The organism is Bacteroides caecimuris (genome assembly GCF_001688725.2).
GTDB classification, from domain to species: Bacteria; Bacteroidota; Bacteroidia; order Bacteroidales; family Bacteroidaceae; genus Bacteroides; species Bacteroides caecimuris.
Window position 1 is genome coordinate 1,106,181 of record NZ_CP015401.2, and the last position, 23,218, is coordinate 1,129,398.

Below are 23,218 nucleotides of genomic sequence, written 5' to 3' on the forward strand. Positions count from 1 at the left end.
ACATAATAGATATAGGAACTTTTATTTTATGGATAAATTATGGAGAATACGATATTGATGTATAATAATTCTTTAAATTTTAGTTTGAAGCAAACAATTAATAATATTAATGATTTGATTTTTAATATTCAAAGTTTGAAACAACTACAGATAAATATTGATGAAATTCAGAACCTAAAAGATGGAGCGCAATTGCAAGTTAATATGGCGTGTTTGGCTCTGTTGAGACATTATATCTTGGATGAATATGGTGTTGGGGTAATTTTATTTCGAAATCTTATTCGAAAATATTATCCACTGAGTGACGAACAAATTCTCAAATATGAAAATGTAATTTATAAGGAAATACATAGAACTGTTGACAATGGAAAAGTGACGATTGATCCGCATGAATGGTATTATATAACCAATTATAACGTGTTTAGAAGAAAAGGCAAGGAATTTTCGGTTGAAAACAAATTATATAAATTGCGACATAAATGTTTTAGCACTACAGGAAAAACGTATCGATCAACCTATTCCTCTTTGGTGTCAGAGATGCTTCATCTAAATGAACTTTTTTCTGTTTTTGAAACTAGAGAATGTTGTAGAGATGCACATTCTTTTTTTACTTCGAACTATAATGTGGATTTTCACAGTGTTCCCCAAATTTGCTGTGCATCATTAGCTAAAAACGAATTTACGAAATGGGATTGGGACTTGGTAAGAAACATCAAAAATGTGGAAAGTTCTTTTTGTTGGTTGGAGAATCTATTAGATAATAATGGATTTTTTGCTCAGTTGGCTATTGAAAATATAACAAAAACATTGACCCAATTACAAAATGTAGTGGGGACAGAATATTTGATAACACAAGATGTTTGGAATAGTGTTGTAGAAAAATATGAGAAAATGGGAATTGGATTGTATGCATATAGTAATTCTATATCTAAAGAATTTATTATTGAACATCAAAATGAGCTTGATTGGTTGGTTCTTCAAAGAAATCCTTATGTTCAATGGGATTTAGAGTTAATTAATTTATTTCTTAAAAAATACGTAAAAAGTATTCCAGGGTCTGAATGGGATAAACATTTAGATGGTTCACGTGCGATATATTCAGCTGTCAAGGATTTATTAAATGATTCAATTTTAAGAGATATAGAGAAGCTGTATGAATTATAATTAAATGAGCTAGTGAATAGAATGATTACTGATTGGCGGTGATGATAAATATAACGAGTTATATCATTCATTGTGTAAAACGATGAGTCGTAGAATAAAAGCAAGTGATATTTTGAATTGTCCGACATATCCGGGAGAATACATATATGTTTCGGATCTGCTTGTTGCGATAGTGGCATTGTCAGAATATTCGAAGTATTATAATGGGAAATATTCAGCAATAGTGAATCAGTGGATTCATAAAGCTCAAACGGAATGGCTTGATAAAAATACCGGATTGAGTTTTATCGTAATATTCATTACCGTAACAACGGTTACGATAATGCAAAAGTACAAATAGATTTAGAAACTGTTTAAAAATTACACAATAATTTTGTTAAGCATGATTTTGCAGAAAGCAAGTTGAACCATAGCCTCTGCAGTATCAGCATGGAACTCGTAGTCTATCGTCATCCTTCTGAAGTTTTTCAGCCATGCGAATGCTCTTTGAACAATCCATCGTTTCGGAATGACCTTGAACTTTGACGGTCATTCATCAGGTCTGAGAACGACTTCAAGTTCCCATTTAAATTTGTCAAATACCCAATCTTCTGCCCTTAATCTTCTTGTTGCCGTCAAGTCCTCGAACAGAATCTACATGATGTGAAGTCTTGACACTTCGTGAGTCTATAATGCCCATGCTGGGGCTTTCGTTGCGACCGGACTAGATGCGTACCATAGAGCGAAGTTTATCAAGGAGCTCCTCAATGATGCCTTCGTTTTTCCACTTATTGAAATAGTAGTATACGCTCTCCCACGGAGCAAAATTCCTGGGAATCATGCGCCACTGACAGCCTGTTTTGAGAAGATATAGAATCGCATTCATGATGTTTCTGAGACACGGCTCTTTCATTTAACTTTGATACAACTACTCAAATATTTGATTGTATGATAGTTATATTATTACTAACATCAGATTTCAATATCTGTGTTGTTTCGGATGAAGGAACAAATAACTGCTAACGGGCTATTAGTCATGCCATTTGAGATTTCTGCGCATTTTTAAATGAAAGAGCCGTGTTTCTGAGAGAATGTTTTCGCTTCCTTTCTTGTGGATTTATAATTTTTTCTATAACTTGCCACTGTTTATCAGTAAGGTTAGTTGAGTATTATTCCATAACTCTAATTGATTGACACTCATGAAGTTACAAATAAGCTACCAATTAACCTACTGATTTACAATATATTATTCATTGCAATAACGTTTATTTTCAATAAATTTTAAACAGCTTCTTAATCTACTATAACATATAGAGCATGAATCAGAATTTAGGAGATAAGTATACTACAGTTCTTGATAAAATCATTCAAAAACAAGTAGAAGTAAAGGAAAATACGATATTTGTGCTTACCGGTATCACCCCATATATCGGAATAGAGAATTATACTGAATATATCACTGACCTATCCACTTTTGATAAGGATGGGAATGACACACTATTCAGCAGAGAGTGGTTTGGAACTGTATTCTCTAAATTGATGATTGCTCAAAACCATCAAATTGTTTCTCATCAACAATTTGCATATATCAATGAATACCTGTCTGAGGATTTCTTCAAAGAACGTGTTCTCATTGTTTACGACAATCTTCGTTCGCTGTTCCCACTTTCAAAAGAGAACTACATTGAGAGCACAAATGAACATGCAAACGAAGAAAGACCTGAGGGGTTGCCTATATACCAAGCAGAACAACTCAAGATCAACGATAACTACTTCTATACCCTGAAAAGTTTTGGTGACATCCTTGAGAAAAGACCGTTTTTCGCCCTACAGAAAGAATTGACATCAGCAAATACTCAAGAAAACGCAGAGGTTCTTGATGTCATTTCCAATCCTTATGCTGTAGATGCGTTTGTTAATCAGTGCATCTTGGATAACAACTTTTGTAAACAAGTATTTGTCAAGGTTTCGGGTAAAAATGTACTCAACAAGACAACACATAAGACGCTTCAAGAACTAAATCACCTTTTGGCCAAGTTCAAAGGCGGTGTTCACATCCTGCAAGAAGAATCAATTCAGCAGGATTATATCCCTCAAGCAGAAACGGTATCATTACTTAAACAATACTGGGGACCATCAGCAGAGTTCAGAAACATACTCATCTATGAGAATCCAGAAATCAGCAGCAATATTGTACCTGTTTCACAAGGACTGATTGTTGATACAATCATCAATGAATATAAGAAAGGATGTGACGGAGTTCTGCCACGTGATATCTTTATTACAGCACCAACAGGAGCTGGTAAGTCTTTGATTTTCCAGTTACCTGCATTTTATGCTGCTAATAATGGTGATGTAACAATTGTAGTGTCACCTCTAAAGGCACTTATGACTGACCAGGTAGAAATACTTCATAAAGATAGACAGTATACCAAGGTTGAGTTCCTAAACAGTGATTTAACGCTTATTGATAGAGATAAGATTATTGAAAGCTGTAAAAAAGGTGATATAGATATACTTTATCTATCTCCAGAGTTGCTACTATCATATGACATACACTATTTCCTCGGAGAACGAAAGCTCGGTCTGTTAATTGTAGATGAAGCTCATCTTATTACGACATGGGGACGAGATTTCCGTGTTGACTACTGGTTCTTGGGTAATCACATCAATAAGATTAGGAAGTTCAACAACTACATGTTCCCATTGGTTGCACTTACAGCTACAGCTGTATATGGTGGAATCAATGATATGGTTTTTGATAGTATCAATAGCCTTAACATGCACGATCCTCATAAGTTTATCGGTAATGTACGTCGTAAGAACATTGAGTTTGTAATTGACACACATGATGATTACACTTCGGGTAAATATGACCAGAACAAAGAAACGGAGACCATTGAATTTGTCAAAGGCATTCAGGAATTGGGAATGAAAGGTATTGTCTATGCACCGTATACTAGACATATAAACAAACTTAAGGATAAAGCTGATGAGATTGATACCAATATGGTTGTCGCTTACCATGGTGGAATGCTAAGAGACCAACAACAATTCTCATATCAGGCATTCAAGAGCAACCAATGCAAGATAATGATATCAACGAAAGCATTCGGTATGGGTGTAGATATACCCGACATCCAAGTTGTATATCATCATGCACCATCAGGCTTGCTCCCCGACTATATACAGGAAATTGGACGTGCTGCCCGTAAAGAGAATATACAGGGTTATGCTGCATTGACATTTTCAAAATCAGATTTGAGATATAGCAAGCAGTTGTTCGGTATCTCCTCACTCAAGACTTTCCAGTTACAAGAAGTATTACGAAAGATAATACGCTACTTCAACAGTAATGGAAAGAAACGTAATATGCTTGTGGCTGCTAATGACTTTGCGTACATCTTTGATACCACTGAAGAGGTAGATCAGAAAGTAGCTACAGCTTTAATGATGATTGAAAAGGATTATCTTATAAAGACACGATTCAATGTTCTTATCGCACGTCCTAAGAAATTGTTTACTAAAGTATACGCACGTACCAACGATGTAGGTATAGAAAGGTTGAAGAAATTATTCGGGAACTGCTTCACTGAGATTAATAAATCAAAGTATAGCTATCATATCATTGAGCTTAACTTGGATAGCATTTGGTCAAAACATTTTTCAGACAAAAGCTTTCCTCAGTTGAAAAGCGAGTTCTACAAACAAAGATTCCTGTGGGAACACAATATTGAATTGGTACCACAAATAAAGGTATCAATAAACATAGAACAGCCTTACCGTACAGTGCTAAGTGAACTCAGTTCTATACTCAAGGCAGTAAGTGAAACGTTTGCAGAATTTAGATACCGAAATCAATTCTTTACCCAAAACGAATATGTCGAGAAACTTAAATGTAATCTAAGTCCTAAATACAATGCAGAGAAGATTGCATCTTTTATTCTTGGCACATATTCCGGTTATATGGCATCAGCAAGTGCACTTGAAGGAGATTCGTTCTTACAGCAACGCCATCAAGGTACAGCAATGCAGTATCAAGTATTCAGCACTAATTATGGAGCAAAAACGACTCAGTTGATTTCTATTTTCTCAAAATTATATGAGAACCATGATAAGCAAAGTGTAAATCGTTTCCTTTCTATCAATGACATCCCTTTGAAGAATCATATCAGATTGGGGTCATTATTGGAAATTATGAATTTAGGAACATTTGAAACAACTGGTGGTGACGATCCTAAACTGTTCTTGCGTTTAAATGACCCTCGAAGAATTGAAAAGGATTCTAATAGGCAAACATACAAGAATTATATCCTTGAGTCTGTAAAGAACAGGCATAAGGTTAGTTGCCAATTGTTCGAACATTTCTTCATCAACTATTTCAGCAATGAAAAGAGATGGGATATGATTGAAGACTTCTTCCTTGGTATGTCAAATGATGAGATTTTTGAAAAGTACCCAGGAAACATGGTTAACCATGTGAACATTATAGATTACCTAAAAAGAAACGCAGAAGTCGCAGAAAGTAATACTACAGAAATTCTAAGTGGCTCAAATATTCATTCCGACTTATTCAAGCCAAAAGAAGAACAGCATTACTTCAGTGACAACATGCTTACCATAGGTTCACTAACTATGCCAATCAAGAAATGGTTAGTTGAAGACCCAGTATCATTACATAGAACAATTGTAGAGTATAACATCTGGATTGAGAAAGAAGATTTTAAGATTTTAACCAATAAGTTGCGACTTCAACATTTCAACTATTATAGAGATTACATGAGGTTGAAACTTCTTATAGAATTCCCAGGCTATCAGGGATTGGTTACAGCAAGTGTACCTTATAAAGACTGCCCTGTGAAATTCTATAAATGGTGGAAACAAAATCAAGATAAAATCAAATTGAGCAAGAAAGAGACTATCGAATTGTTTTTAGCCGTTGATGCCGAAAATCCGAAAGCCTTATTGAAAGCTCATAGAACTATAATTGGAAAATAATTAAAAGATAAACATATGAATCCGCTGAATGAAACTAAGTTTGAAGAGCATATTACAGAATATTTAGCTGCAAGTGCCTTGTACAACCAACGAACTAGTGCACAGTTTGATATTGAGAAACTGTTTAAAAATTACACAATAATTTTGTTAAGCATGATTTTGCAGAAAGCAAGTTGAACCATAGCCTCTGCAGTATCAGCATGGAACTCGTAGTCTATCGCCATCCTTCTGAAGTTTTCCAGCCATGCGAATGCTCTTTGAACAATCCATCGTTTTGGAATGACCTTGAACTTTGACGGTCATTCATCAGGTCTGAGAACGACTTCAAGTTCCCATTTAAATTTGTCAAATACCCAATCTGCAAGGCTTCCTTTATAGCCACCATCCGCAAGGATTTTGGCAAGACGAGGAAATTTGTAGGATAGCCTCTCAATGACCTTCGGAGCCCCCTTGCTGTCATGAACATTGGCTTCATGCACGGCTACAGACATCAGATAACCTTGGCTGTCAACGATTATATGCTGTTTTCTGCCCTTAATCTTCTTGTTGCCGTCAAGTCCTCGAACAGAATCTACATGATGTGAAGTCTTGACACTTCGTGAGTCTATAATGCCCATGCTGGGGCTTTCGTTGCGACCGGACTGGATGCGTACCATAGAGCGAAGTTTATCAAGGAGCTCCTCAATGATGCCTTCGTTTTTCCACTTATTGAAATAGTAGTATACGCTCTCCCACGGAGCAAAATTCCTGGGAATCATGCGCCACTGACAGCCTGTTTTGAGAAGATATAGAATCGCATTCATGATGTTTCTGAGAGAATGTTTTCTCTTCCTTTCTTGTGGATTTATAATTTTTTCTATAACTTGTCACTGTTTATCAGTAAGGTTAGTTGAGTATTGTTTCATAACTCTAATTGATACTCATAAAGTTATAAATAAACACCTAATTAACCTGCTGATTTACAATATATTATTCATTGTAATAACGTTTATTTTTAATAAATTTTAAACAGCTTCTTATCATTCGTACAATAAATCCATAGTTTTTATAGGTTTTTCGGCAAATAAATATAATATTGGTTATTATCAAAGTAATATGGGTGCGTCATTTTGATAGGCGGTTATGTTAGCTATGAGGACTACAGTTAATTTCTTAATGACTGTTAGTAAGTAATTTCCCGTATTCATATTGTTATGTTTTCGCTTTTAACTTCCTCCGTTGTCTCAAGCGTGATTTCATTAGGCTCATTATAGGCGGCATCAAGTAATAGTGTCACAATATTAACGTATGCCCACAGTGAATATTGTTTAAAAGTCTTTGGTTCTCATATTTCTTTCTGTATATTTGTCTATCTATCATCAAAGACAAGAATTTAATGGATATGGGAGACTATAATTTACAACGATTTCTTGACGCCCAACAAGGCGACTATGAACATGCCCTCACAGAAATCAGAAACGGGCGGAAGTATTCTCATTGGATTTGGTATATATTTCCTCAACTGAAAGGGTTGGGTATGAGTTATAATTCACAATATTATGGAATCAGTGGCAAGGAAGAGGCTGAAGCATATCTGGCTCATCCGGTTTTGGGTGAAAGGCTGCGTGAAATTACATCTGCTTTCTTGCAATTGAAAAGTAAGACAGCCGAGGAGGTTTTCGGTTCGTTGGATGCGATGAAGGTGCTTTCGTGTATGACACTATTCAATGAGGTTGCTGCGGGTGACTTGTTCCGGCAAGTGATAGACCGGTATTATCAGGGCGAAACGGATGAGATGACAAAAAGAATGTTGGATAAATAATTAAATATTACTGTTATGGGCTGTTTGATGAATTTATTATGGCTGTTGCTTGGTGGTATTTTTACGGCAGTAGAATACCTTGTCTCAAGTATATTGATGATGATTACTATCATCGGCATTCCTTTTGGGATGCAAACATTGAAGTTGGCAGGACTTGCTTTGTGGCCTTTCGGCAAGGAGGTGAGAAGCGGAAGTCGTTCCAGTGGTTGTCTTTATATATTAATGAACGTGATATGGATATTCGTGGGTGGCATTTGGATTTGTTTGTCACATTTGGTCTTTGGGGCGATTTTGTGTATAACTGTTATTGGGATTCCATTTGGTTTACAGCACTTTAAACTGGCTTCATTGGCGTTGACTCCTTTCGGAAAGGATATTGTAACTGTATGAAAATAGTCTGAAGCAGATTATCTATAACTAAAAGTTATAATACATAATTAGAAACTATTAGTGTGTCTTGATTGTTTCCCGTACCTTTGCATCCCGAAAACAATTAAAGATAAAACTATATGATTTCAACAGCTACAAAAACGTTGCGGACGAATAACAAGACAATTTACGTCGCGTTACTTTCTACTTTGACTTTTTTTCTCTTTTTAGATTATATTCCGGGATTGGAAGCATGGTCGGCATGGGTGACTCCACCGGTTGCTTTATTTCTCGGACTAATTTTTGCATTGACCTGCGGACAGGCACATCCGAAATTTAATAAGAAAACCTCTAAGTATTTATTACAATATTCAGTTGTCGGGCTGGGATTTGGAATGAATCTTCATTCGGCTTTGGCTTCCGGTAAGGAAGGCATGGAGTTTACTGTAATATCTGTTATTGGTACGTTGGTGATTGGTTGGTTTATCGGTCGTAAGTTGTTCAAAATAGACCGTAATACTTCTTATCTTATCAGTTCGGGGACTGCTATCTGCGGGGGGAGTGCCATTGCGGCAGTAGGACCGGTGCTGAGGGCGAAAGATAGTGAAATGTCTGTTGCATTGGGTACTATCTTTATCCTGAACGCAATCGCACTCTTTATATTCCCGATGATTGGGCATGCTTTGGATATGGATCAACAGCAGTTCGGAACATGGGCGGCGATTGCCATTCACGATACAAGTTCGGTTGTCGGTGCAGGTGCTGCGTATGGTGAAGAAGCCTTGAAAGTAGCTACCACTATCAAGCTGACCCGTGCGCTTTGGATAATCCCTATGGCTTTTGCCACCTCATTTATCTTTAAGAGCAAAGGACAGAAAATCAGTATTCCCTGGTTTATTTTCTTCTTTGTATTGGCAATGGTAGTGAATACTTATTTGCTTGACGGAGTACCACAGTTGGGGGATGCAATCAACGGGATAGCCCGTAAGACCTTGACGATTACTATGTTCTTTATTGGTGCTTCTCTTTCTATGGATGTGTTAAGGGCAGTTGGGATTAAACCATTGGTGCAGGGAGTCTTGCTTTGGATAGTGATTAGCTTGAGTACGTTGGCTTATATTTATTTTGTATAGAGAGAGAATATTGTATAAAGAGAAAATACAAATAGTAGATATAGAAAAGTGGGAGAATATCGCATTACACGAATATTCTCCCACTTCTTTATGGATATGGTTCTGTCTTATAAAGCCGGAGACTGTTATTCTTTTTTCTTCAATGCTTCGAAAATCAGACCTTCCAGTTCATCGGCAAGTTCAGGATTGTCAGCGATACATTGTTTTGCAGCATCACGTCCTTGTCCTAATTTTGTGTCATTGTAGCTATACCATGAACCACTCTTCTTGATGATTCCCAAGTCGGCGCCCAAGTCGATGATTTCTCCGGAGTGGGAGATACCTTCGCCAAACATGATGTCGAATTCTGCTCTACGGAAAGGAGGAGCTACTTTATTCTTCACAACTTTTACTTTAGTCAGTTTACCCAGGATTTCTTCACCGTCTTTGATTGGTTGGCTGCCACGAATATCCAAACGTACGGAAGCGTAGAACTTCAGTGCATTACCACCGGTAGTTGTTTCGGGATTACCGAACATTACACCGATCTTTTCACGCAACTGGTTGATAAAGATACAGGTCGTACGTGTCTTGCTGACAGCCGAGGTCAATTTGCGCAATGCTTGAGACATCAGACGTGCCTGAAGACCTACTTTGTTGTCACCCATGTCACCTTCGATTTCTGCTTTGGGAGTCAATGCGGCCACAGAGTCGATAACGATGATGTCGATAGCAGAAGAACGGATCAACTGTTCTGCGATTTCCAACGCCTGCTCACCGTTATCAGGTTGGGAGATATACAAATCGTCAATGTTTACTCCCAGTTTGGAAGCATAGAAACGGTCGAAAGCATGTTCGGCATCAATGAAAGCAGCGATACCTCCGGCTTTTTGTGCTTCAGCAATGGCGTGGATGGCCAATGTCGTTTTACCGGAAGACTCCGGACCATAGATTTCAATGATTCTACCTCTAGGGTAACCTCCAACGCCAAGTGCCACGTTCAGGGCAATAGAGCCTGTCGGGATCACTTCTACTTGTTCAACACTATCATCACCCATTTTCATGATAGAACCTTTACCGAAGCTCTTTTCTATCTTTTCCATGGCAGCCTGTAAGGCTTTTAGTTTTTCGCTTGATGCCATTTTATTATCTGTTTCAAAATTAAGTTCGTCTTTCTTTGCCATACCTTATTCTTATATAATTAATGGAGTTATTGATTTAAAATCTGTGAGGCATGTTCTTTGGTCTTCACTTCTTTGGGAGTGATAATCCGTTCTACGATTCCTTCTTCATTAATCAGGAAAGTAGTGCGGAGAGTACCCATATATGCACGTCCGTACAGTTTCTTTTCTCCCCACACCCCAAACTCTTCTACCAACTTCTTCTCAGTATCGGCAATCAGAGTGAAAGGAAGGTTGTTTTTCTCTATGAATTTCTGATGCGACTTTTCATTGTCTACGCTGACACCGATTACTTCATAGCCGGCCTTGCGCAGTTCGGAGTAGTTGTCGCGCAGATTGCACGCTTGTGCGGTGCAACCCGATGTGCTGTCTTTCGGATAGAAATACAACACAATCTTTTTTCCTTTGTAAGCACTCAGACGGATTTCTTCACCTTTCTCATTGATGCCTAAAACTTCCGGTGCTTTATCTCCAACGTTAATCATAACTTTCTTTTTAATGAATGTCTTACAATTCTAAATCCTGATCGATTACTTCATGCCAAGGCAGACCTTGCTTGTTCAGTTGCTCCATAAACGGATCCGGATTGAATTCTTCCACATTATTTACCCCCGGACGTTTCCATTCTCCTTTGAAGAACATCATGGCTCCGATCATTGCCGGAACTCCGGTGGTGTAGCTTACTCCCTGCATACCTGTTTCCTTGTATGCTTCTTGGTGGCTACAGTTATTGTAAACATAGTAAGTACGTTCTTTCCCATCTTTCAGACCACGGATACGGCAGCCGATGGATGTTTCACCTTCGTAATTTTCACCCAAATCCTGCGGATTAGGCAATACGGCTTTCAAGAATTGCAGAGGTACAATTTTCACTCCGTTGTAGTCTACTTCGTCAATGCGTGCCATACCGATGTTTTGGATAACGCGCAAGTGAGTCAGGTATTCCTGTCCGAACGTCATCCAGAAGCGTGCACGTTTGATAGTTGGGAAGTTCTTCACCAACGATTCCAGTTCTTCGTGATAAAGAAGATAGGAGTCGCGCGGTCCGATATTCGGATATGTCAGGTCTTTATGGATTTCCAGCGGTCCGGTGGTTACCCACTTGCCGTCCTCATAATAACGACCGTTCTGCGTAATTTCACGGATATTGATTTCGGGATTGAAGTTGGTTGCGAATGCCTTGTGATGATTTCCTGCATTACAGTCTACAATATCCAGGTATTGGATTTCGTCAAAATAATGCTTGGCTGCATAAGCTGTATAGATACCACTGACTCCCGGGTCGAATCCGCAACCGAGGATAGCTGTCAGACCGGCTTCTTTGAAACGGTCATGGTAAGCCCATTGCCAACTGTATTCAAAGTGAGCTTCATCTTTCGGCTCATAATTGGCGGTGTCCAGATAGTTCACTCCGGCTTTCAGGCAAGCTTCCATGATAGTCAAGTCCTGATAGGGGAGAGCGACGTTAATCACCATTTCCGGTTTGAAATCGTTGAATAAGGCTACCAGTTCTTCCACATTGTCTGCGTCAACTTTAGCTGTCTTTATCGTGGGATTACCTATTGCCTCAACGATTTTATCGCATTTCTCTTTTGTACGGCTGGCAATCATGATATCTGTAAATACATCGGCATTTTGTGCCACTTTGTGTGCAACGACAGTACCAACACCGCCTGCACCAATAATAAGAACTCTACCCATTTCTTTAAATTGCGAATTAAAATTATGAATATTAGAATTGTTTATGGAGCAAATATACGTGATTATTTTCAGATAATCATTCGTCTATACTCCTTTTTATTTACTTTAAGTGAACTATGTAAATTGTTCGTTTGTTGTATATTCAATGGCAAATGTATATATTTTATATTGTATTGGATGTTATTTCCCAATCTTTTTGATATCTTTGCCCGCGATTTAACTTAAACGTTATAACATATGAATAAAGTATTAGTTTCAATGTGCATTGCCGGTGCAGCACTTGCAATGTCATCATGCCGTTCGGTTGAGAAGGCAACTCCATTATCATCTATCAATGGTGAATGGAATATTATAGAAGTCAATGGCTCGAAAGTAACTCCGGGCGAAAGCAGAACTCTGCCCTTTATTGCTTTTGATACCGCAACGGGACGCGTGTCGGGCAGTAGCGGTTGCAACCGTATGATGGGTAACTTCGACGTAAACGCGAAACCGGGAAGCCTTGAACTAGGTGCAATAGGCAGCACCCGGATGATGTGTCCGGATATGACGACTGAGAGAAATGTATTGAGTGCTCTTGCACAGGTGAAAGGATATAAAAAAGCCGGCAAAGACAAATTGTACCTTTGCAATGCGTCGAATCGACCGGTTATAGCTTTGGAAAAAAAGGAGGCTGATGTGAAATTGTCGGTATTGAACGGAGAATGGAAAGTAAAGGAAGTGAATGGCGAAGCAATTCCTTCCGGTATGGAGAAGCAACCTTTCATCGCTTTTGATGTGAAGAAAAAGACGATTCACGGTAATGCCGGATGCAACTTGATAAATGGTGGCTTTGAAACCAATACAAGCAACGCTAAGTCAATCTCTTTCCCGGGTGTGGCAAGCACAATGATGGCTTGTCCGGATATGGAAACAGAAGGCAAGATTCTGAAAGCAATGAATGAAGTGAAGTCATTTGATGTATTAGCCGGTGGTGGCATTGGTTTGTATGATGCAAATAATGCATTGGTGCTTGTTTTGGAAAAATAGGAAATAAATATAAGTATTTATATATAATAAGGTATGCCTGTGTCGCACATGACGACATAGGCATATTTTTTTTCCAGGATTGAACCAGAGCCGCCTGCATTTGTTTAAAGAAGTAGTTGCCAATTGAGTCCGGGTGTGACTATGTCAGCAGTGTTTATTTATTAAAACTGTCTTTTTGGCAGATATTATGTCATGCATTCGTATAATTTCTTTTTGGCACACGGTTTGCTTTTTAATAAGCGTCCGTTCGGGACGAAGCTCATAATATGGAGCAGAGGAACAACCGGACAAAAAGAAATCATTGAATAATAATAAATAAAAAAATAACGATCATGGGAAAAATTATTGGTATTGACTTAGGAACAACAAACTCTTGTGTTTCTGTATTTGAAGGTAACGAACCGGTAGTAATTGCAAACAGCGAAGGTAAACGTACAACTCCTTCAGTAGTTGCTTTTGTGGATGGTGGCGAACGTAAGATAGGTGATCCTGCAAAACGTCAGGCTATTACGAACCCTACACGTACAATCTTCTCTATTAAACGTTTCATGGGTGAAACTTGGGATCAGGTACAAAAAGAAGTGACTCGTGTTCCTTATAAAGTAGTGAAAGGTGATAATAACACTCCGCGTGTTGACATCGACGGACGTCTGTATACTCCGCAGGAAATCTCTGCAATGATTCTTCAGAAAATGAAGAAAACTGCTGAAGACTATCTCGGACAGGAAGTAACAGAAGCGGTTATCACTGTGCCTGCTTATTTCTCCGACTCTCAACGTCAGGCTACAAAAGAAGCCGGACAGATTGCAGGTCTGGAAGTAAAACGTATTGTAAATGAACCGACAGCCGCTGCTCTTGCTTACGGTCTTGACAAGGCTCACAAGGATATGAAGATTGCCGTATTCGACCTTGGTGGTGGTACATTTGATATTTCTATCCTTGAATTTGGTGGCGGTGTATTCGAAGTGCTTTCTACAAACGGTGATACTCACCTGGGTGGTGATGACTTCGACCAAGTAATCATCAACTGGTTGGTTGAGGAATTCAAGAATGATGAAGGTGCTGACTTGACTCAGGATGCGATGGCTTTGCAACGTCTGAAAGAAGCTGCTGAAAAAGCTAAGATTGAATTGTCTTCTTCTACAAGTACAGAAATCAACTTGCCGTATATCATGCCGGTAGGTGGTGTACCTAAGCACTTGGTGAAGACTTTGACTCGTGCAAAATTCGAATCTTTGGCTCATAATTTGATTCAGGCTTGTCTTGAACCTTGTAAGAAAGCAATGAGTGACGCTGGCTTGAACAACGCTGATATTGACGAAGTAATCCTTGTAGGTGGTTCTTCACGTATCCCAGCTGTACAGAAATTGGTAGAAGATTTCTTTGGTAAAGCTCCTTCTAAAGGTGTGAATCCGGATGAAGTGGTAGCTATTGGTGCTGCTGTACAGGGTGCTGTTTTGACAGACGAAATCAAAGGTGTAGTATTGTTGGATGTTACTCCGTTGTCAATGGGTATCGAAACACTGGGTGGTGTAATGACTAAGTTGATCGATGCTAACACTACGATTCCGGCTCGTAAGAGTGAAACATTCTCTACTGCTGCCGATAACCAGACGGAAGTTACTATCCACGTATTACAGGGAGAACGTCCGATGGCTGCACAGAACAAATCAATCGGTCAGTTCAACTTGACAGGTATTGCTCCGGCTCGTCGTGGTGTTCCTCAAATTGAGGTTACATTCGATATCGATGCCAACGGTATCTTGAAAGTGTCTGCAAAAGATAAGGCTACCGGTAAGGAACAGGCTATTCGTATCGAAGCTTCCAGCGGTTTGAGCAAGGAAGAAATCGAGAAGATGAAAGCTGAGGCTGAAGCTAATGCAGAAGCGGACAAGAAAGAACGTGAAAAGATTGATAAGCTGAACCAGGCTGACAGCGTAATCTTCCAGACTGAAAATCAGTTGAAGGAATTAGGCGATAAGTTGTCTGCTGACAAGAAAGCTCCGATTGAAGCTGCTCTGCAGAAATTGAAAGATGCTCATAAGGCACAGGATTTGGCTGCTATCGATTCTGCTATGGCAGAAATCAATACTGCTTTCCAGGCTGCAAGTGCTGAAATGTATGCACAGAGCGGTGCGCAAGGTGGTGCACAGGCTGGTCCTGACATGAACGGTGGTGCTGGTCAGCAAGACAACAGCAAGCATGGAGATAATGTTCAGGATGCTGATTTCGAGGAAGTCAAATGATTCCGATAAGGAAACAGATAACAAACAATAAGCAAAAGCGTGCAGCTCAATGAGTTGCACGCTTTTTGCGTTTGTGGGGTTCATGGTTGCTATGCGTTTTCTATGGGCTTTTTTATCTCTTATTTGCGACATGTTTGCGACACGTCTTATTTGGCGATAAGGTACAACTTAGATTGATATAAACCATTTATAACGAGGAGAATATGCCAAGAGGAAATTACACCATTCAAAGAAGTTGTGAGGAGTGTGGTAAAATCTTTACTCCTCCCACATTGATGTCAAAGTATTGTTGTCCAACTTGTTCCAAGAGGGCATACAAGAAAAGGCAAATCGCAAAAGAGAAAGAGGCAATACGTCAAGCATTAGTCAGGCGAATACCATCCAACAAGGGGTATCTGACAGTTAAAGAGTCTATGCTGATTTACGGTATTAGCAAAGATGTACTTTATCGTATGATACGGAAGGGCTTGATACCATCATACAATTTTGGTCAGCGTCTGACACGCCTTAGTCGGCAGTATATGGATGAACACTTCAAAACAAAGGCTGGCAGTAGAAAGAGAAAAAAGGAAGCATTGTCCTTTGAACCCAAAGACTGTTACACTATCGGAGAGATTGCCAAAAAGTTCCATATCAATGACAGCAGTGTCTTTAAGCACATACGCCGTCATTCTATTCCTACACGCCAAATTGGTAATTATGTTTATGTTCCCAAATCTGAAATTGATAAATTATATAAGTCGTTATGAAGAAAGCATTACCTAATACCAAAGTGACCGTCAAGCTCAGAAGGTCGAATTACAAAGAAGAGTGGTATCTGATTATAGAGTCGTACCCAGTTTACAAGCGAGGTTCTAAACGGGCAAGCCGTGTGGTGGAATCTATTAACCGGATTATATCCACACCTGTTTGGGATAAGTCGTCCATTGCACGTATCTTGCCGGATGGGACATTCAACTATAAGCCTAAGCGTGATTTGAATGGAATTATCCAATGCCGTTCAACGATAGACCAAGAGGCTTGTATCTATGCCGACAATGTGCGTAAGTTACGCCAACACGAATATGACAGTGCCGTCCTCTACACTGATAGAGAAAACGAAATCGCTGCACAAAATGAACGAAGCGAACAGGACTTTATCAAATATTTCAATGGCATCATCAGCAAACGGCATCCCAATAGCTCTAATTCAATCATAGTCAACTGGACCCGTGTGGGAGAATTGTTGAAAATCTATTCGCAAGGCAACCCGATCCCGTTTAAAACGATTTCCGTGAAACTACTTGAAGACATCAAGATGTTCCTGTTACGTGCCCCGATGGGAGGTAATAAGAAAGGAACTATCTCACAGAATACGGCATCCACCTATTTCTCCATTCTCAAAGCCGGATTGAAGCAGGCGTTTGTTGATGAATATCTGACGGTTGACATCAGCGCAAAAGTAAAAGGAATAACAAACATAGAGACACCTCGTGTTGCACTTACTATGAATGAAGTGCAAATGTTGGTTGATACTCCTTGCAAAGATGATGTTCTGAAACGTGCGTTCTTGTTTTCTATCCTTACAGGATTGCGACATAGTGATATCCAAGCATTGAAATGGAAACAGATTCAGCAGACGAGTAAAGGCACATGGCAAGCGGTCGTAGTTCAGCAAAAGACAAAACGACCCGATTATAAGCCAGTCATTCAACAAGCCCTTCAACTATGCGGTGAGCGTCCAAATGATGATGAAGCTCTCGTTTTTGAGGGATTGACAGATGCCTCTTGGATTTCCCGTCCTTTGAAAGCTTGGATAGAAGCATCCGGCATCAAGAAGCATATCACCTTCCATTGTGGAAGACATTACGAATTGTCTTTATCGCTGAATTTGAATAGTTTGCAAAGATTTGTTTCTTGATGGGTAACGATTTAGAAACAAGCGAAGTTCTGTATTTTACCTCGTTTTGCATTAAATCAAAAGAACACTTTTTCTAAATGCAAATATAATACTATTTTTTGAAAAAACATACTATTGTGGATAATTAAATTCAGCGAATTATGGGCTATGATTGCTGAAATTTATACTTCAATCCATATTCTTCCAGTTTGTTGTAATGTGGTTATGTTCTGAAAGTTTGGCATTACAGCCATAGCAAACAGTTCACCGTCCCATATCGCGCCGTCGGGCTGCCATGAATAGCCGCCTCCGGCATCGCCGTGGAAACTCCACGTTGCCTTTGCCTTGTTTTTCAGTTTGAGGTTGATAGCAGCCTTGTCTGAGAATGATATACCTGACAGCACCTGCATCGGCTAATGGTTCTCCATCACCTCTACCGAACCCACATCATCGTGGCTGATGCCGTTGGTTGCTATGCCGTATTTGCCGCCGAGCAGGTCGGAGCCTTCGATATAGAACATGTTTATGTCCTCTCCCTGATACTGGATCTTGCCGGATTGCTCCACATTTATACCCGGCATACGTTTGAGCACATCACCGATAGAGCAATCCTGATGTTGTGCAAAACTTCCGACATTATAAGTTATGGTGTCGCCTTGCTCTCGGATGCGGTCAGCCTTGACCGTAACCTCTTTGAGTAAAGTAGTCCCGGGCTCCATATAGACGGTCACTGGAAAACTCACGCTGTCGAGAGGGATGGTTTTCTTGGCAAAGCTCATCATCGACACCTCAAGGCGGCAACCATCTACGATCGGCACCGACATGGCGAAGCTTCCATCGCCTTTCAATGTAGCATATTTCTTTATCTTGCCGTCCGCTCCCTTGACAATGACCGAAGCCCCGGACAGCGGCTCATTGCACTCCTTGTCAACGAACGTTCCCGACACATTGACCTGTGCCACGGCACTAACCGCGACAATCAGGAAAAGCATATATGCGAGAAGACGGTTCATTCGTGGTAATCCGTTTCGAGGTAGTCGTACTTTCGGCTATCTTCAGTTACAGGAGCATTGACACCTCCGCCAAGTTTATATCCTATTGAACATGGCATTACTATTTTCCCTGTAATTTCTTTGGACTTGGAGTATATCAAATATATGTTACCTTTTCAAATGCTTGTCAAGCCATGAATATGCCTGTTCTTTTACTCCTTTTGGAAAACAGTGGCGTCCGCCATTTTCTTCAAAAAGGACTATCTCTATATCTGTGCCGTCGTTTTTCAAGTATTTATCTTTGAAAAGCTCCAGTTCCGCAGCAAATCTTTTATCCGATGGGTCCGGATGACCGTCGCCCCACTGGTGCGCACCTTCAGATATGAATAAAGCCCGAGGAGCGATGGCCGCTATATAATCATGAGTGTTTATGCCGAACTTCACACTGCTCGGAAGTGCCAGTGAGGCTGGCATTGTGCCCGGTCGGTTGTAGTTGTAATAATTGTTGATTTCTGATGTCCCACAGTTGGCCACGGCCGCTTTAACGCGAGGCTCATAGAACAAACAGTATGAAAGAGCATTTGCCCCTGCGGAATGGCCTATAGCACCAATATTATCTGTGTCTACCTCTGGCATTGCCACCAGGACATCAACTGCGCGTGAAAAGTCGTATGCTTCTTTACCCCAGGTGTTACGTCCTTCCGCGAGCAATACTCCGATTCGTTTCTGTTGGGTAAAGAAGTCCCTCTCATAATCATTCTCGGATAAATTTCCCCAGTCTTGACACGTTTTGCGCCTGTCGGCATGATAGAATCTGTCAGGGCACATCACGATATAACCGCGTTCAAAGAGTTCTCTACCATAGAACATTGTGCTGTCACCCATCAGCCCGGCAGGTTCCGACTTGCCTATATGGTAATAAACATCGTCCTGATGCATTGCGACAATCGCCGGAGCCTTCTTGCCTGACGGTAGAGATGGGACAAACAGATATGCACTACCCCAATCATCCGGAGTCTCAAGTACAGGATTTCCCGGTTCTATAAAGTAGCGTATCTTATACTTGACCCCACCGTCTAAGGCAGTGGTCTCCAATGTGTCAACCCGCAAAGGCTCTTTCTTAGGCATCACTCCCAACAAAGATGTCAACATGTCATTATGTGTTAGTGCCGGAATCTGCGCCACCGTTGTCATTGTAAGAGCGACACAAAACAAGAATGTGATGATTTGTTTCTGCATACACAATAGTTATCTCATTGGCTCTCTGAGATTATTGAAGGATTAAAGAAAACGTGAGCCAACTATGCCACGTCTTAGTTTGTAGGTCGTAGGAAACCTTTGATGCAGATGTAACAATAGTGACCCACGCTATATGCGTGAAAACCACTATGCTATTCCTTGCATCGGTTTCTGAATTTCCTACGTTCACAAACTACAAGATAAGCATAACGCTTCTTTTTTTATCCAAAATGTCGTGGACCGGACTTCTCCAATCCGTTTGCAAAGTTAATCATAATCTTTGGGATTCAGCGGATTATTGGCAGATATTTTGTAATTTTGCATTATAATATCCGTCTATTGGTAAGCGTTGGATAGATTTGCAAAACATTCACGGTTTCACAGCAAATCCAGTATCTTCTTATTGGCTTTATCCACCACGGATGTGTCCAGCGATGCGAGATAAATCTGCGTGGTGTTCTCCGAATCATGCTCCATACCTTCGCTGATGACAGAGACAGGTACATTTCGGCTCTTTGCTACACTTGCCCACGAGTGTCGTCCGACATACATAGTCAAGGGTATTGGCAAATCCAATTATTTCCCGATTTTCTTCAACAGATGGTTTACACAGTGAAGCTTGTTGACATATTGCTTCCGATAATCTTCGTGCCGTTTTGTAATGATGGGCAGTATATATTCTGTTTCGTTTATCGGATATTTGTCAAGAATCTCCTGCATACACTTTTCCCATTTAATGAACAGTTGTTGCCCCGTCTTACGCCTGCGGTAGGAAAGAGTGTCATTTTGCAAGTCCTTCTTTTTCAGATAAGCCATGTCAATGAACGACATTCCTCTTGTGTAGAAACAGAACAAGAACATATCACGGGCATAATCAAGGTTGGGCTTCAATGACAAGTCCAGTCCTTTGATACGCCTGATGTTATTGAGAGACAAGGCTCGCTTCATGGTTTTCTCCACTCCGGTATAGACAGACTTGAACGGATGTCGTTGCTCCGTCAATCCATCCTCCACCGCACGGTTATAGACATCTTTCAGAATACGCATATAGAACGATATGGTGTTAGGCGCATTTTCCCTGCCTTTCAAATAGGCCTCGTACTCTGCCAGTAAATCCGTATTAAGTTGGTCAAACAAGACCTCCGTGTCATTCATAAAACCGCTGAAACTTCTGAGGGCAGCTGTGTAGGTTTCTGAGGTGCGTATCTTCCCCAAACATTTCAGTCTTGCTATCTGCTGGCTGATGTAAGCGTTGAACGATAGTTCTTGCCTGTTTTTATGAAAGCGCATGACTACATCATCTGTTACAAATGTGCCGGATTGGGATAACGTGTGTATGACTTTGTTCAAACTCTCCTTGTCCCACTTGATACGCGAACCAATTGAAAGCAGATAGTTGTTCCGCTCTTGTTCTGTTGATAGATGATGCAAAATAACCGTTTCGGAATGACAGTCCCATTCCGAATCGAAAAGTTTATACTCGGTGTTTATCTGTCTGACACACGGTTGTGGATAACCTGATAGTAGAGTGTACCCTCCCTGCCGTTCACGGTGGATGGGCGGAACTTGACCTTGACCGATGCCATATTAGTCGGATTTAGATTGCTCCCACTTAACGTATATCTCCCTTGAAAGTTCCACAATTTCTTTGCTCAACTTCACAAGATCGATGGTATGTTTCTCCAGTTTGTAGAGCAACGCCATCGCCTTCTTCTCCGAAAAGTGGATGCGCAACTCTTTAACGACCTGATTGTAGTTCGTACCGATGGCACGGAACTGGGCGTGGAAGTCCGACAGTTTGGTGTAGTAGTCTACCAGCGTCTTGTCCACCTTCAGCACCCTGAACTTCTGTCCGAAGAAATGCGCCTTGAGAAAGACGGCTTTCGCATACACGTTCGATTCCTCGTACATCGTCAGGAACCTGTTCCACTCCACATCATCGAAGCGCACCATCACACAGTGTGTCCTCGGATTCAACTTGGGATTTCTCCCGTACTTGCTCTTCTTTTTCATTCTTCTTATTCTTTCAATTTTATGGCTTGTCCATTGTTTAATCTTTAATTAAGGAACCCCGAAATTATCCGACTGCGGAGGATAATTCTGCCCACGGCAGTGCTGGGATTTTCAGTTACTCGGAAGCATTCGAGTAGCTGAAAATATACCTTGCTGTGTCTTTGAGGACACAAAAATCCTCCGTTTGTCGGATTGGGAAAACACCTTTCAAACTCCAAGTCGCTTCATCCGGGTATTCCTCACTGTTCGGGTACAAAGTTACACCTTAACACGGTATCGGACAGTGGTTTGAACCGGACAATGGCTACCTATCGACGCAATATGCAGCCACTTATCGAAATGCAGGTTCAATCATTTCCTTATTTAGTCAAACAATGATTCAAAAGATGAAAGTTCTGAGTACATGAGAATAGAGAAATTCAAATACTGATCAAAAGGATTTGTTGAATACCTGCCAAAACGAGTATTGAGGAAAATCAAACAATGGTTGTCTGACAATTTGATGATACATTGATTTAATGATTTCATGACGTAATGTTGTCACTCTCCAAACGACCAAAATTTTGTTTCACCACACAACTATATAGAGAACTATTAAATAAGCGGATTGTGAAATAGTCAGCCTTTCTGTTTGAACAGCATTCATGCGAAAAGAACCGTTTCTGTATGATACCCACGGACAATGATTACCGTATCGGTGCAACACGCTGCCACTTTCTGGAAATCCATTGCAAGGTAGTAGATTATATATTACTTTGTGGCAAAAGAAACAGTAACAATAAAAAGTATGTATATGGAAATCGTATCAATTGAAAGAAAGACCTTTGAGGCGATGGTCGCCAAGTTCGACCGTTTCGTCAGTCGCATGGATGCCATCTGCCGGCGGCACGGAGAGAAGAAGATGGGCGAGTGGATGGACAATCAGGACGTTTGCCGGATGCTCAACATCAGCCCACGCACATTGCAGACCCTTCGGGACAACGGGACGCTGGCTTACTCGCAGATAAACCACAAGACGTATTACCGTCCCGATGACGTGCAGCGTATTGTTTCCGTTGTGGAGGACAGGCGGAAAGAGGCGAAGTTCAAAGGAAGAACTGTATAAACTTGATGAAATGAACGAAGTAAACTAACAATACCCACTAAATCCAAAGTAGCATGAATGAACTGATAAACAAGGACAGCGAGTGGATAATCCACTTCATGGGTAGTCTCGACCGTCTTTTGGACAGCTTCGAGCATCTGACCGCCAATTACCGACCGACACTGAACGGAGAGCGTTTCTTCACTGACAAAGAAGTGTCGGCACGGCTGAAAGTGAGCCGCCGGACACTTCAGGACTACCGGAACGAAGGGCGCATAGCCTATATCCAGTTGGGCGGTAAAATCCTCTACCGTGAATCCGACATCGAAAGGATGCTTGCTGACGGCTACCGCTCCGCCTATCGGCTGACAGGCACATGATTTTCTTGAAAGAGCGCAGTTTGCCGTCTGCCCAGTGATTGCGTCAGCAACGGA

At 40.5% G+C, this 23,218-nt stretch carries 24 protein-coding genes and 1 pseudogene; 13 read left to right on the forward strand and 12 right to left on the reverse strand.

The genetic code is table 11. The features are described from left to right. Window positions 1-39 precede the first annotated feature (39 nt). Window positions 40-1,164: a hypothetical protein gene (locus tag A4V03_RS04535; RefSeq protein WP_065538110.1), complete on the forward strand. Its 1,125-nt coding sequence runs from the start codon at window positions 40-42 to the stop codon at window positions 1,162-1,164. A gap of 360 nt (window positions 1,165-1,524) precedes the next feature. Here the strand turns inward: A4V03_RS04535 and A4V03_RS21255 are convergent, their stop codons facing one another. Next, window positions 1,525-1,674 carry a transposase gene (locus A4V03_RS21255; RefSeq protein ID WP_288091587.1) on the reverse strand — a complete coding sequence of 50 codons (150 nt, stop codon included), beginning with the start codon at window positions 1,672-1,674 and terminating at the stop codon, window positions 1,525-1,527. Window positions 1,675-1,867: 193 nt separating this feature from the next. Further along, window positions 1,868-2,029 carry a transposase gene (locus tag A4V03_RS21260; protein WP_236588669.1) on the reverse strand — a complete coding sequence of 54 codons (162 nt, stop codon included), beginning with the start codon at window positions 2,027-2,029 and terminating at the stop codon, window positions 1,868-1,870. A 431-nt stretch (window positions 2,030-2,460) separates the two neighbouring features. Here A4V03_RS21260 and A4V03_RS04550 point away from each other — a divergent pair, with 431 nt between their 5' ends. Both A4V03_RS04550 and A4V03_RS20960 read left to right on the forward strand, forming a co-directional pair. Further along, complete coding sequence (locus A4V03_RS04550) at window positions 2,461-6,141, forward strand: helicase-related protein (protein ID WP_065538113.1); 3,681 nt, start codon at window positions 2,461-2,463, stop codon at window positions 6,139-6,141. A gap of 15 nt (window positions 6,142-6,156) precedes the next feature. Next, on the forward strand, window positions 6,157-6,318 hold the full coding sequence (locus A4V03_RS20960; RefSeq protein ID WP_162222895.1) for a hypothetical protein: 162 nt from the start codon (window positions 6,157-6,159) through the stop codon (window positions 6,316-6,318). On the opposite strand, the gene A4V03_RS21265 is transcribed toward A4V03_RS20960, so the two are convergent. Both A4V03_RS21265 and A4V03_RS04555 read right to left on the reverse strand, forming a co-directional pair. Then, window positions 6,273-6,422, reverse strand: a complete 150-nt coding sequence (locus tag A4V03_RS21265; RefSeq protein WP_317045371.1) for a transposase — start codon at window positions 6,420-6,422, stop codon at window positions 6,273-6,275. The two genes, A4V03_RS20960 and A4V03_RS21265, sit on opposite strands and share 46 nt — an antisense overlap. Before the next feature lie 18 nt (window positions 6,423-6,440). Further along, window positions 6,441-7,001 carry an IS5 family transposase gene (locus A4V03_RS04555; protein ID WP_317045372.1) on the reverse strand — a complete coding sequence of 187 codons (561 nt, stop codon included), beginning with the start codon at window positions 6,999-7,001 and terminating at the stop codon, window positions 6,441-6,443. Window positions 7,002-7,522: 521 nt separating this feature from the next. Here A4V03_RS04555 and A4V03_RS04560 point away from each other — a divergent pair. The 3 genes from A4V03_RS04560 (at window position 7,523) to A4V03_RS04570 (ending at window position 9,444) form a co-directional block, all read left to right on the forward strand. After that, window positions 7,523-7,942 carry a DUF1810 domain-containing protein gene (locus tag A4V03_RS04560; RefSeq protein ID WP_201442225.1) on the forward strand — a complete coding sequence of 140 codons (420 nt, stop codon included), beginning with the start codon at window positions 7,523-7,525 and terminating at the stop codon, window positions 7,940-7,942. A gap of 15 nt (window positions 7,943-7,957) precedes the next feature. Further along, the gene (locus tag A4V03_RS04565; protein WP_024986464.1) at window positions 7,958-8,332 is read left to right on the forward strand and encodes a YccF domain-containing protein; all 375 of its coding nucleotides are present in this window, start codon (window positions 7,958-7,960) and stop codon (window positions 8,330-8,332) included. A 119-nt stretch (window positions 8,333-8,451) separates the two neighbouring features. Beyond that, window positions 8,452-9,444, forward strand: coding sequence for a YeiH family protein (locus tag A4V03_RS04570; RefSeq protein ID WP_065538115.1), 993 nt, complete (start codon window positions 8,452-8,454; stop codon window positions 9,442-9,444). A gap of 125 nt (window positions 9,445-9,569) precedes the next feature. On the opposite strand, the gene recA is transcribed toward A4V03_RS04570, so the two are convergent. From recA to A4V03_RS04585, 3 genes are read right to left on the reverse strand one after another with little or no spacing between them, the layout of a single operon-like run. Continuing rightward, window positions 9,570-10,607 carry a recombinase RecA gene (recA, locus tag A4V03_RS04575; RefSeq protein WP_024986466.1) on the reverse strand — a complete coding sequence of 346 codons (1,038 nt, stop codon included), beginning with the start codon at window positions 10,605-10,607 and terminating at the stop codon, window positions 9,570-9,572. Between the two features lie 26 nt (window positions 10,608-10,633). Beyond that, window positions 10,634-11,089, reverse strand: a complete 456-nt coding sequence (gene bcp / locus A4V03_RS04580; protein WP_065538116.1) for a thioredoxin-dependent thiol peroxidase — start codon at window positions 11,087-11,089, stop codon at window positions 10,634-10,636. Window positions 11,090-11,111: 22 nt separating this feature from the next. Further along, window positions 11,112-12,305 (reverse strand): saccharopine dehydrogenase family protein, encoded by a 1,194-nt coding sequence (locus A4V03_RS04585; protein WP_065538117.1) that lies wholly within the window; start codon window positions 12,303-12,305, stop codon window positions 11,112-11,114. A 237-nt stretch (window positions 12,306-12,542) separates the two neighbouring features. On the opposite strand from A4V03_RS04585, the gene A4V03_RS04590 reads away from it, so the two are divergent. The 4 genes from A4V03_RS04590 to A4V03_RS04615 all read left to right on the forward strand — a co-directional run bounded on the left by A4V03_RS04590 (window position 12,543) and on the right by A4V03_RS04615 (window position 17,477). Further along, complete coding sequence (locus A4V03_RS04590) at window positions 12,543-13,331, forward strand: META domain-containing protein (RefSeq protein WP_065538118.1); 789 nt, start codon at window positions 12,543-12,545, stop codon at window positions 13,329-13,331. Window positions 13,332-13,663: 332 nt separating this feature from the next. Next, window positions 13,664-15,577: a molecular chaperone DnaK gene (gene dnaK, locus A4V03_RS04600; protein ID WP_065538119.1), complete on the forward strand. Its 1,914-nt coding sequence runs from the start codon at window positions 13,664-13,666 to the stop codon at window positions 15,575-15,577. A gap of 203 nt (window positions 15,578-15,780) precedes the next feature. Further along, a complete protein-coding gene (locus A4V03_RS04610) occupies window positions 15,781-16,326 on the forward strand; it encodes a helix-turn-helix domain-containing protein (RefSeq protein ID WP_007571716.1) in 546 nt (181 codons plus the stop codon). Then, window positions 16,323-17,477: a site-specific integrase gene (locus tag A4V03_RS04615; protein WP_101602535.1), complete on the forward strand. Its 1,155-nt coding sequence runs from the start codon at window positions 16,323-16,325 to the stop codon at window positions 17,475-17,477. The genes A4V03_RS04610 and A4V03_RS04615 overlap by 4 nt, the downstream gene beginning before the upstream one ends. Before the next feature lie 161 nt (window positions 17,478-17,638). Here the strand turns inward: A4V03_RS04615 and A4V03_RS04620 are convergent, their stop codons facing one another. Further along, the gene (locus tag A4V03_RS04620) at window positions 17,639-17,866 is read right to left on the reverse strand and encodes a hypothetical protein (RefSeq protein WP_065538120.1); all 228 of its coding nucleotides are present in this window, start codon (window positions 17,864-17,866) and stop codon (window positions 17,639-17,641) included. Window positions 17,867-17,869: 3 nt separating this feature from the next. Beyond that, the gene (locus A4V03_RS20965) at window positions 17,870-18,238 is read right to left on the reverse strand and encodes a hypothetical protein (RefSeq protein ID WP_141243559.1); all 369 of its coding nucleotides are present in this window, start codon (window positions 18,236-18,238) and stop codon (window positions 17,870-17,872) included. Window positions 18,239-18,278: 40 nt separating this feature from the next. Between A4V03_RS20965 and A4V03_RS20970 the strand changes: the two genes are divergently transcribed. Next, window positions 18,279-18,530, forward strand: a complete 252-nt coding sequence (locus A4V03_RS20970) for a hypothetical protein (RefSeq protein WP_141243558.1) — start codon at window positions 18,279-18,281, stop codon at window positions 18,528-18,530. A gap of 86 nt (window positions 18,531-18,616) precedes the next feature. Here the strand turns inward: A4V03_RS20970 and A4V03_RS04630 are convergent, their stop codons facing one another. From A4V03_RS04630 to mobA, 3 genes and pseudogenes are all read right to left on the reverse strand, one after another. After that, on the reverse strand, window positions 18,617-19,687 hold the full coding sequence (locus A4V03_RS04630; protein WP_141243557.1) for an alpha/beta hydrolase family protein: 1,071 nt from the start codon (window positions 19,685-19,687) through the stop codon (window positions 18,617-18,619). Window positions 19,688-20,065: 378 nt separating this feature from the next. Further along, a pseudogene (locus A4V03_RS04640) lies at window positions 20,066-21,273 on the reverse strand (tyrosine-type recombinase/integrase). Between the two features lies 1 nt (window position 21,274). After that, on the reverse strand, window positions 21,275-21,700 hold the full coding sequence (gene mobA, locus A4V03_RS04645) for a conjugal transfer protein MobA (protein WP_065538123.1): 426 nt from the start codon (window positions 21,698-21,700) through the stop codon (window positions 21,275-21,277). Between the two features lie 793 nt (window positions 21,701-22,493). On the opposite strand from mobA, the gene A4V03_RS04650 reads away from it, so the two are divergent. Further along, window positions 22,494-22,805, forward strand: coding sequence for a helix-turn-helix domain-containing protein (locus tag A4V03_RS04650; protein WP_065540286.1), 312 nt, complete (start codon window positions 22,494-22,496; stop codon window positions 22,803-22,805). Window positions 22,806-22,858: 53 nt separating this feature from the next. Beyond that, window positions 22,859-23,164: a helix-turn-helix domain-containing protein gene (locus A4V03_RS04655; protein WP_024988824.1), complete on the forward strand. Its 306-nt coding sequence runs from the start codon at window positions 22,859-22,861 to the stop codon at window positions 23,162-23,164. Window positions 23,165-23,218: the final 54 nt, after the last annotated feature.

What these genes read in the sequence shown, in the direction of transcription:
- A4V03_RS04535 (WP_065538110.1), top strand. Translation starts at nt 40, where the DNA reads ATGGAGAATACGATATTGATGTATAATAATTCTTTAAATTTTAGTTTG.
- A4V03_RS21260 (WP_236588669.1), bottom strand. Translation starts at nt 2,029, where the DNA reads ATGAATGCGATTCTATATCTTCTCAAAACAGGCTGTCAGTGGCGCATG.
- A4V03_RS04550 (WP_065538113.1), top strand. Translation starts at nt 2,461, where the DNA reads ATGAATCAGAATTTAGGAGATAAGTATACTACAGTTCTTGATAAAATC.
- A4V03_RS20960 (WP_162222895.1), top strand. Translation starts at nt 6,157, where the DNA reads ATGAATCCGCTGAATGAAACTAAGTTTGAAGAGCATATTACAGAATAT.
- A4V03_RS04560 (WP_201442225.1), top strand. Translation starts at nt 7,523, where the DNA reads ATGGGAGACTATAATTTACAACGATTTCTTGACGCCCAACAAGGCGAC.
- A4V03_RS04565 (WP_024986464.1), top strand. Translation starts at nt 7,958, where the DNA reads ATGGGCTGTTTGATGAATTTATTATGGCTGTTGCTTGGTGGTATTTTT.
- A4V03_RS04570 (WP_065538115.1), top strand. Translation starts at nt 8,452, where the DNA reads ATGATTTCAACAGCTACAAAAACGTTGCGGACGAATAACAAGACAATT.
- recA (WP_024986466.1), bottom strand. Translation starts at nt 10,607, where the DNA reads ATGGCAAAGAAAGACGAACTTAATTTTGAAACAGATAATAAAATGGCA.
- bcp (WP_065538116.1), bottom strand. Translation starts at nt 11,089, where the DNA reads ATGATTAACGTTGGAGATAAAGCACCGGAAGTTTTAGGCATCAATGAG.
- A4V03_RS04585 (WP_065538117.1), bottom strand. Translation starts at nt 12,305, where the DNA reads ATGGGTAGAGTTCTTATTATTGGTGCAGGCGGTGTTGGTACTGTCGTT.
- A4V03_RS04590 (WP_065538118.1), top strand. Translation starts at nt 12,543, where the DNA reads ATGAATAAAGTATTAGTTTCAATGTGCATTGCCGGTGCAGCACTTGCA.
- dnaK (WP_065538119.1), top strand. Translation starts at nt 13,664, where the DNA reads ATGGGAAAAATTATTGGTATTGACTTAGGAACAACAAACTCTTGTGTT.
- A4V03_RS04610 (WP_007571716.1), top strand. Translation starts at nt 15,781, where the DNA reads ATGCCAAGAGGAAATTACACCATTCAAAGAAGTTGTGAGGAGTGTGGT.
- A4V03_RS04615 (WP_101602535.1), top strand. Translation starts at nt 16,323, where the DNA reads ATGAAGAAAGCATTACCTAATACCAAAGTGACCGTCAAGCTCAGAAGG.
- A4V03_RS04620 (WP_065538120.1), bottom strand. Translation starts at nt 17,866, where the DNA reads ATGCAGGTGCTGTCAGGTATATCATTCTCAGACAAGGCTGCTATCAAC.
- A4V03_RS20965 (WP_141243559.1), bottom strand. Translation starts at nt 18,238, where the DNA reads ATGATGAGCTTTGCCAAGAAAACCATCCCTCTCGACAGCGTGAGTTTT.
- A4V03_RS20970 (WP_141243558.1), top strand. Translation starts at nt 18,279, where the DNA reads ATGGCGAAGCTTCCATCGCCTTTCAATGTAGCATATTTCTTTATCTTG.
- A4V03_RS04630 (WP_141243557.1), bottom strand. Translation starts at nt 19,687, where the DNA reads ATGCAGAAACAAATCATCACATTCTTGTTTTGTGTCGCTCTTACAATG.
- mobA (WP_065538123.1), bottom strand. Translation starts at nt 21,700, where the DNA reads ATGAAAAAGAAGAGCAAGTACGGGAGAAATCCCAAGTTGAATCCGAGG.
- A4V03_RS04650 (WP_065540286.1), top strand. Translation starts at nt 22,494, where the DNA reads ATGGAAATCGTATCAATTGAAAGAAAGACCTTTGAGGCGATGGTCGCC.
- A4V03_RS04655 (WP_024988824.1), top strand. Translation starts at nt 22,859, where the DNA reads ATGAATGAACTGATAAACAAGGACAGCGAGTGGATAATCCACTTCATG.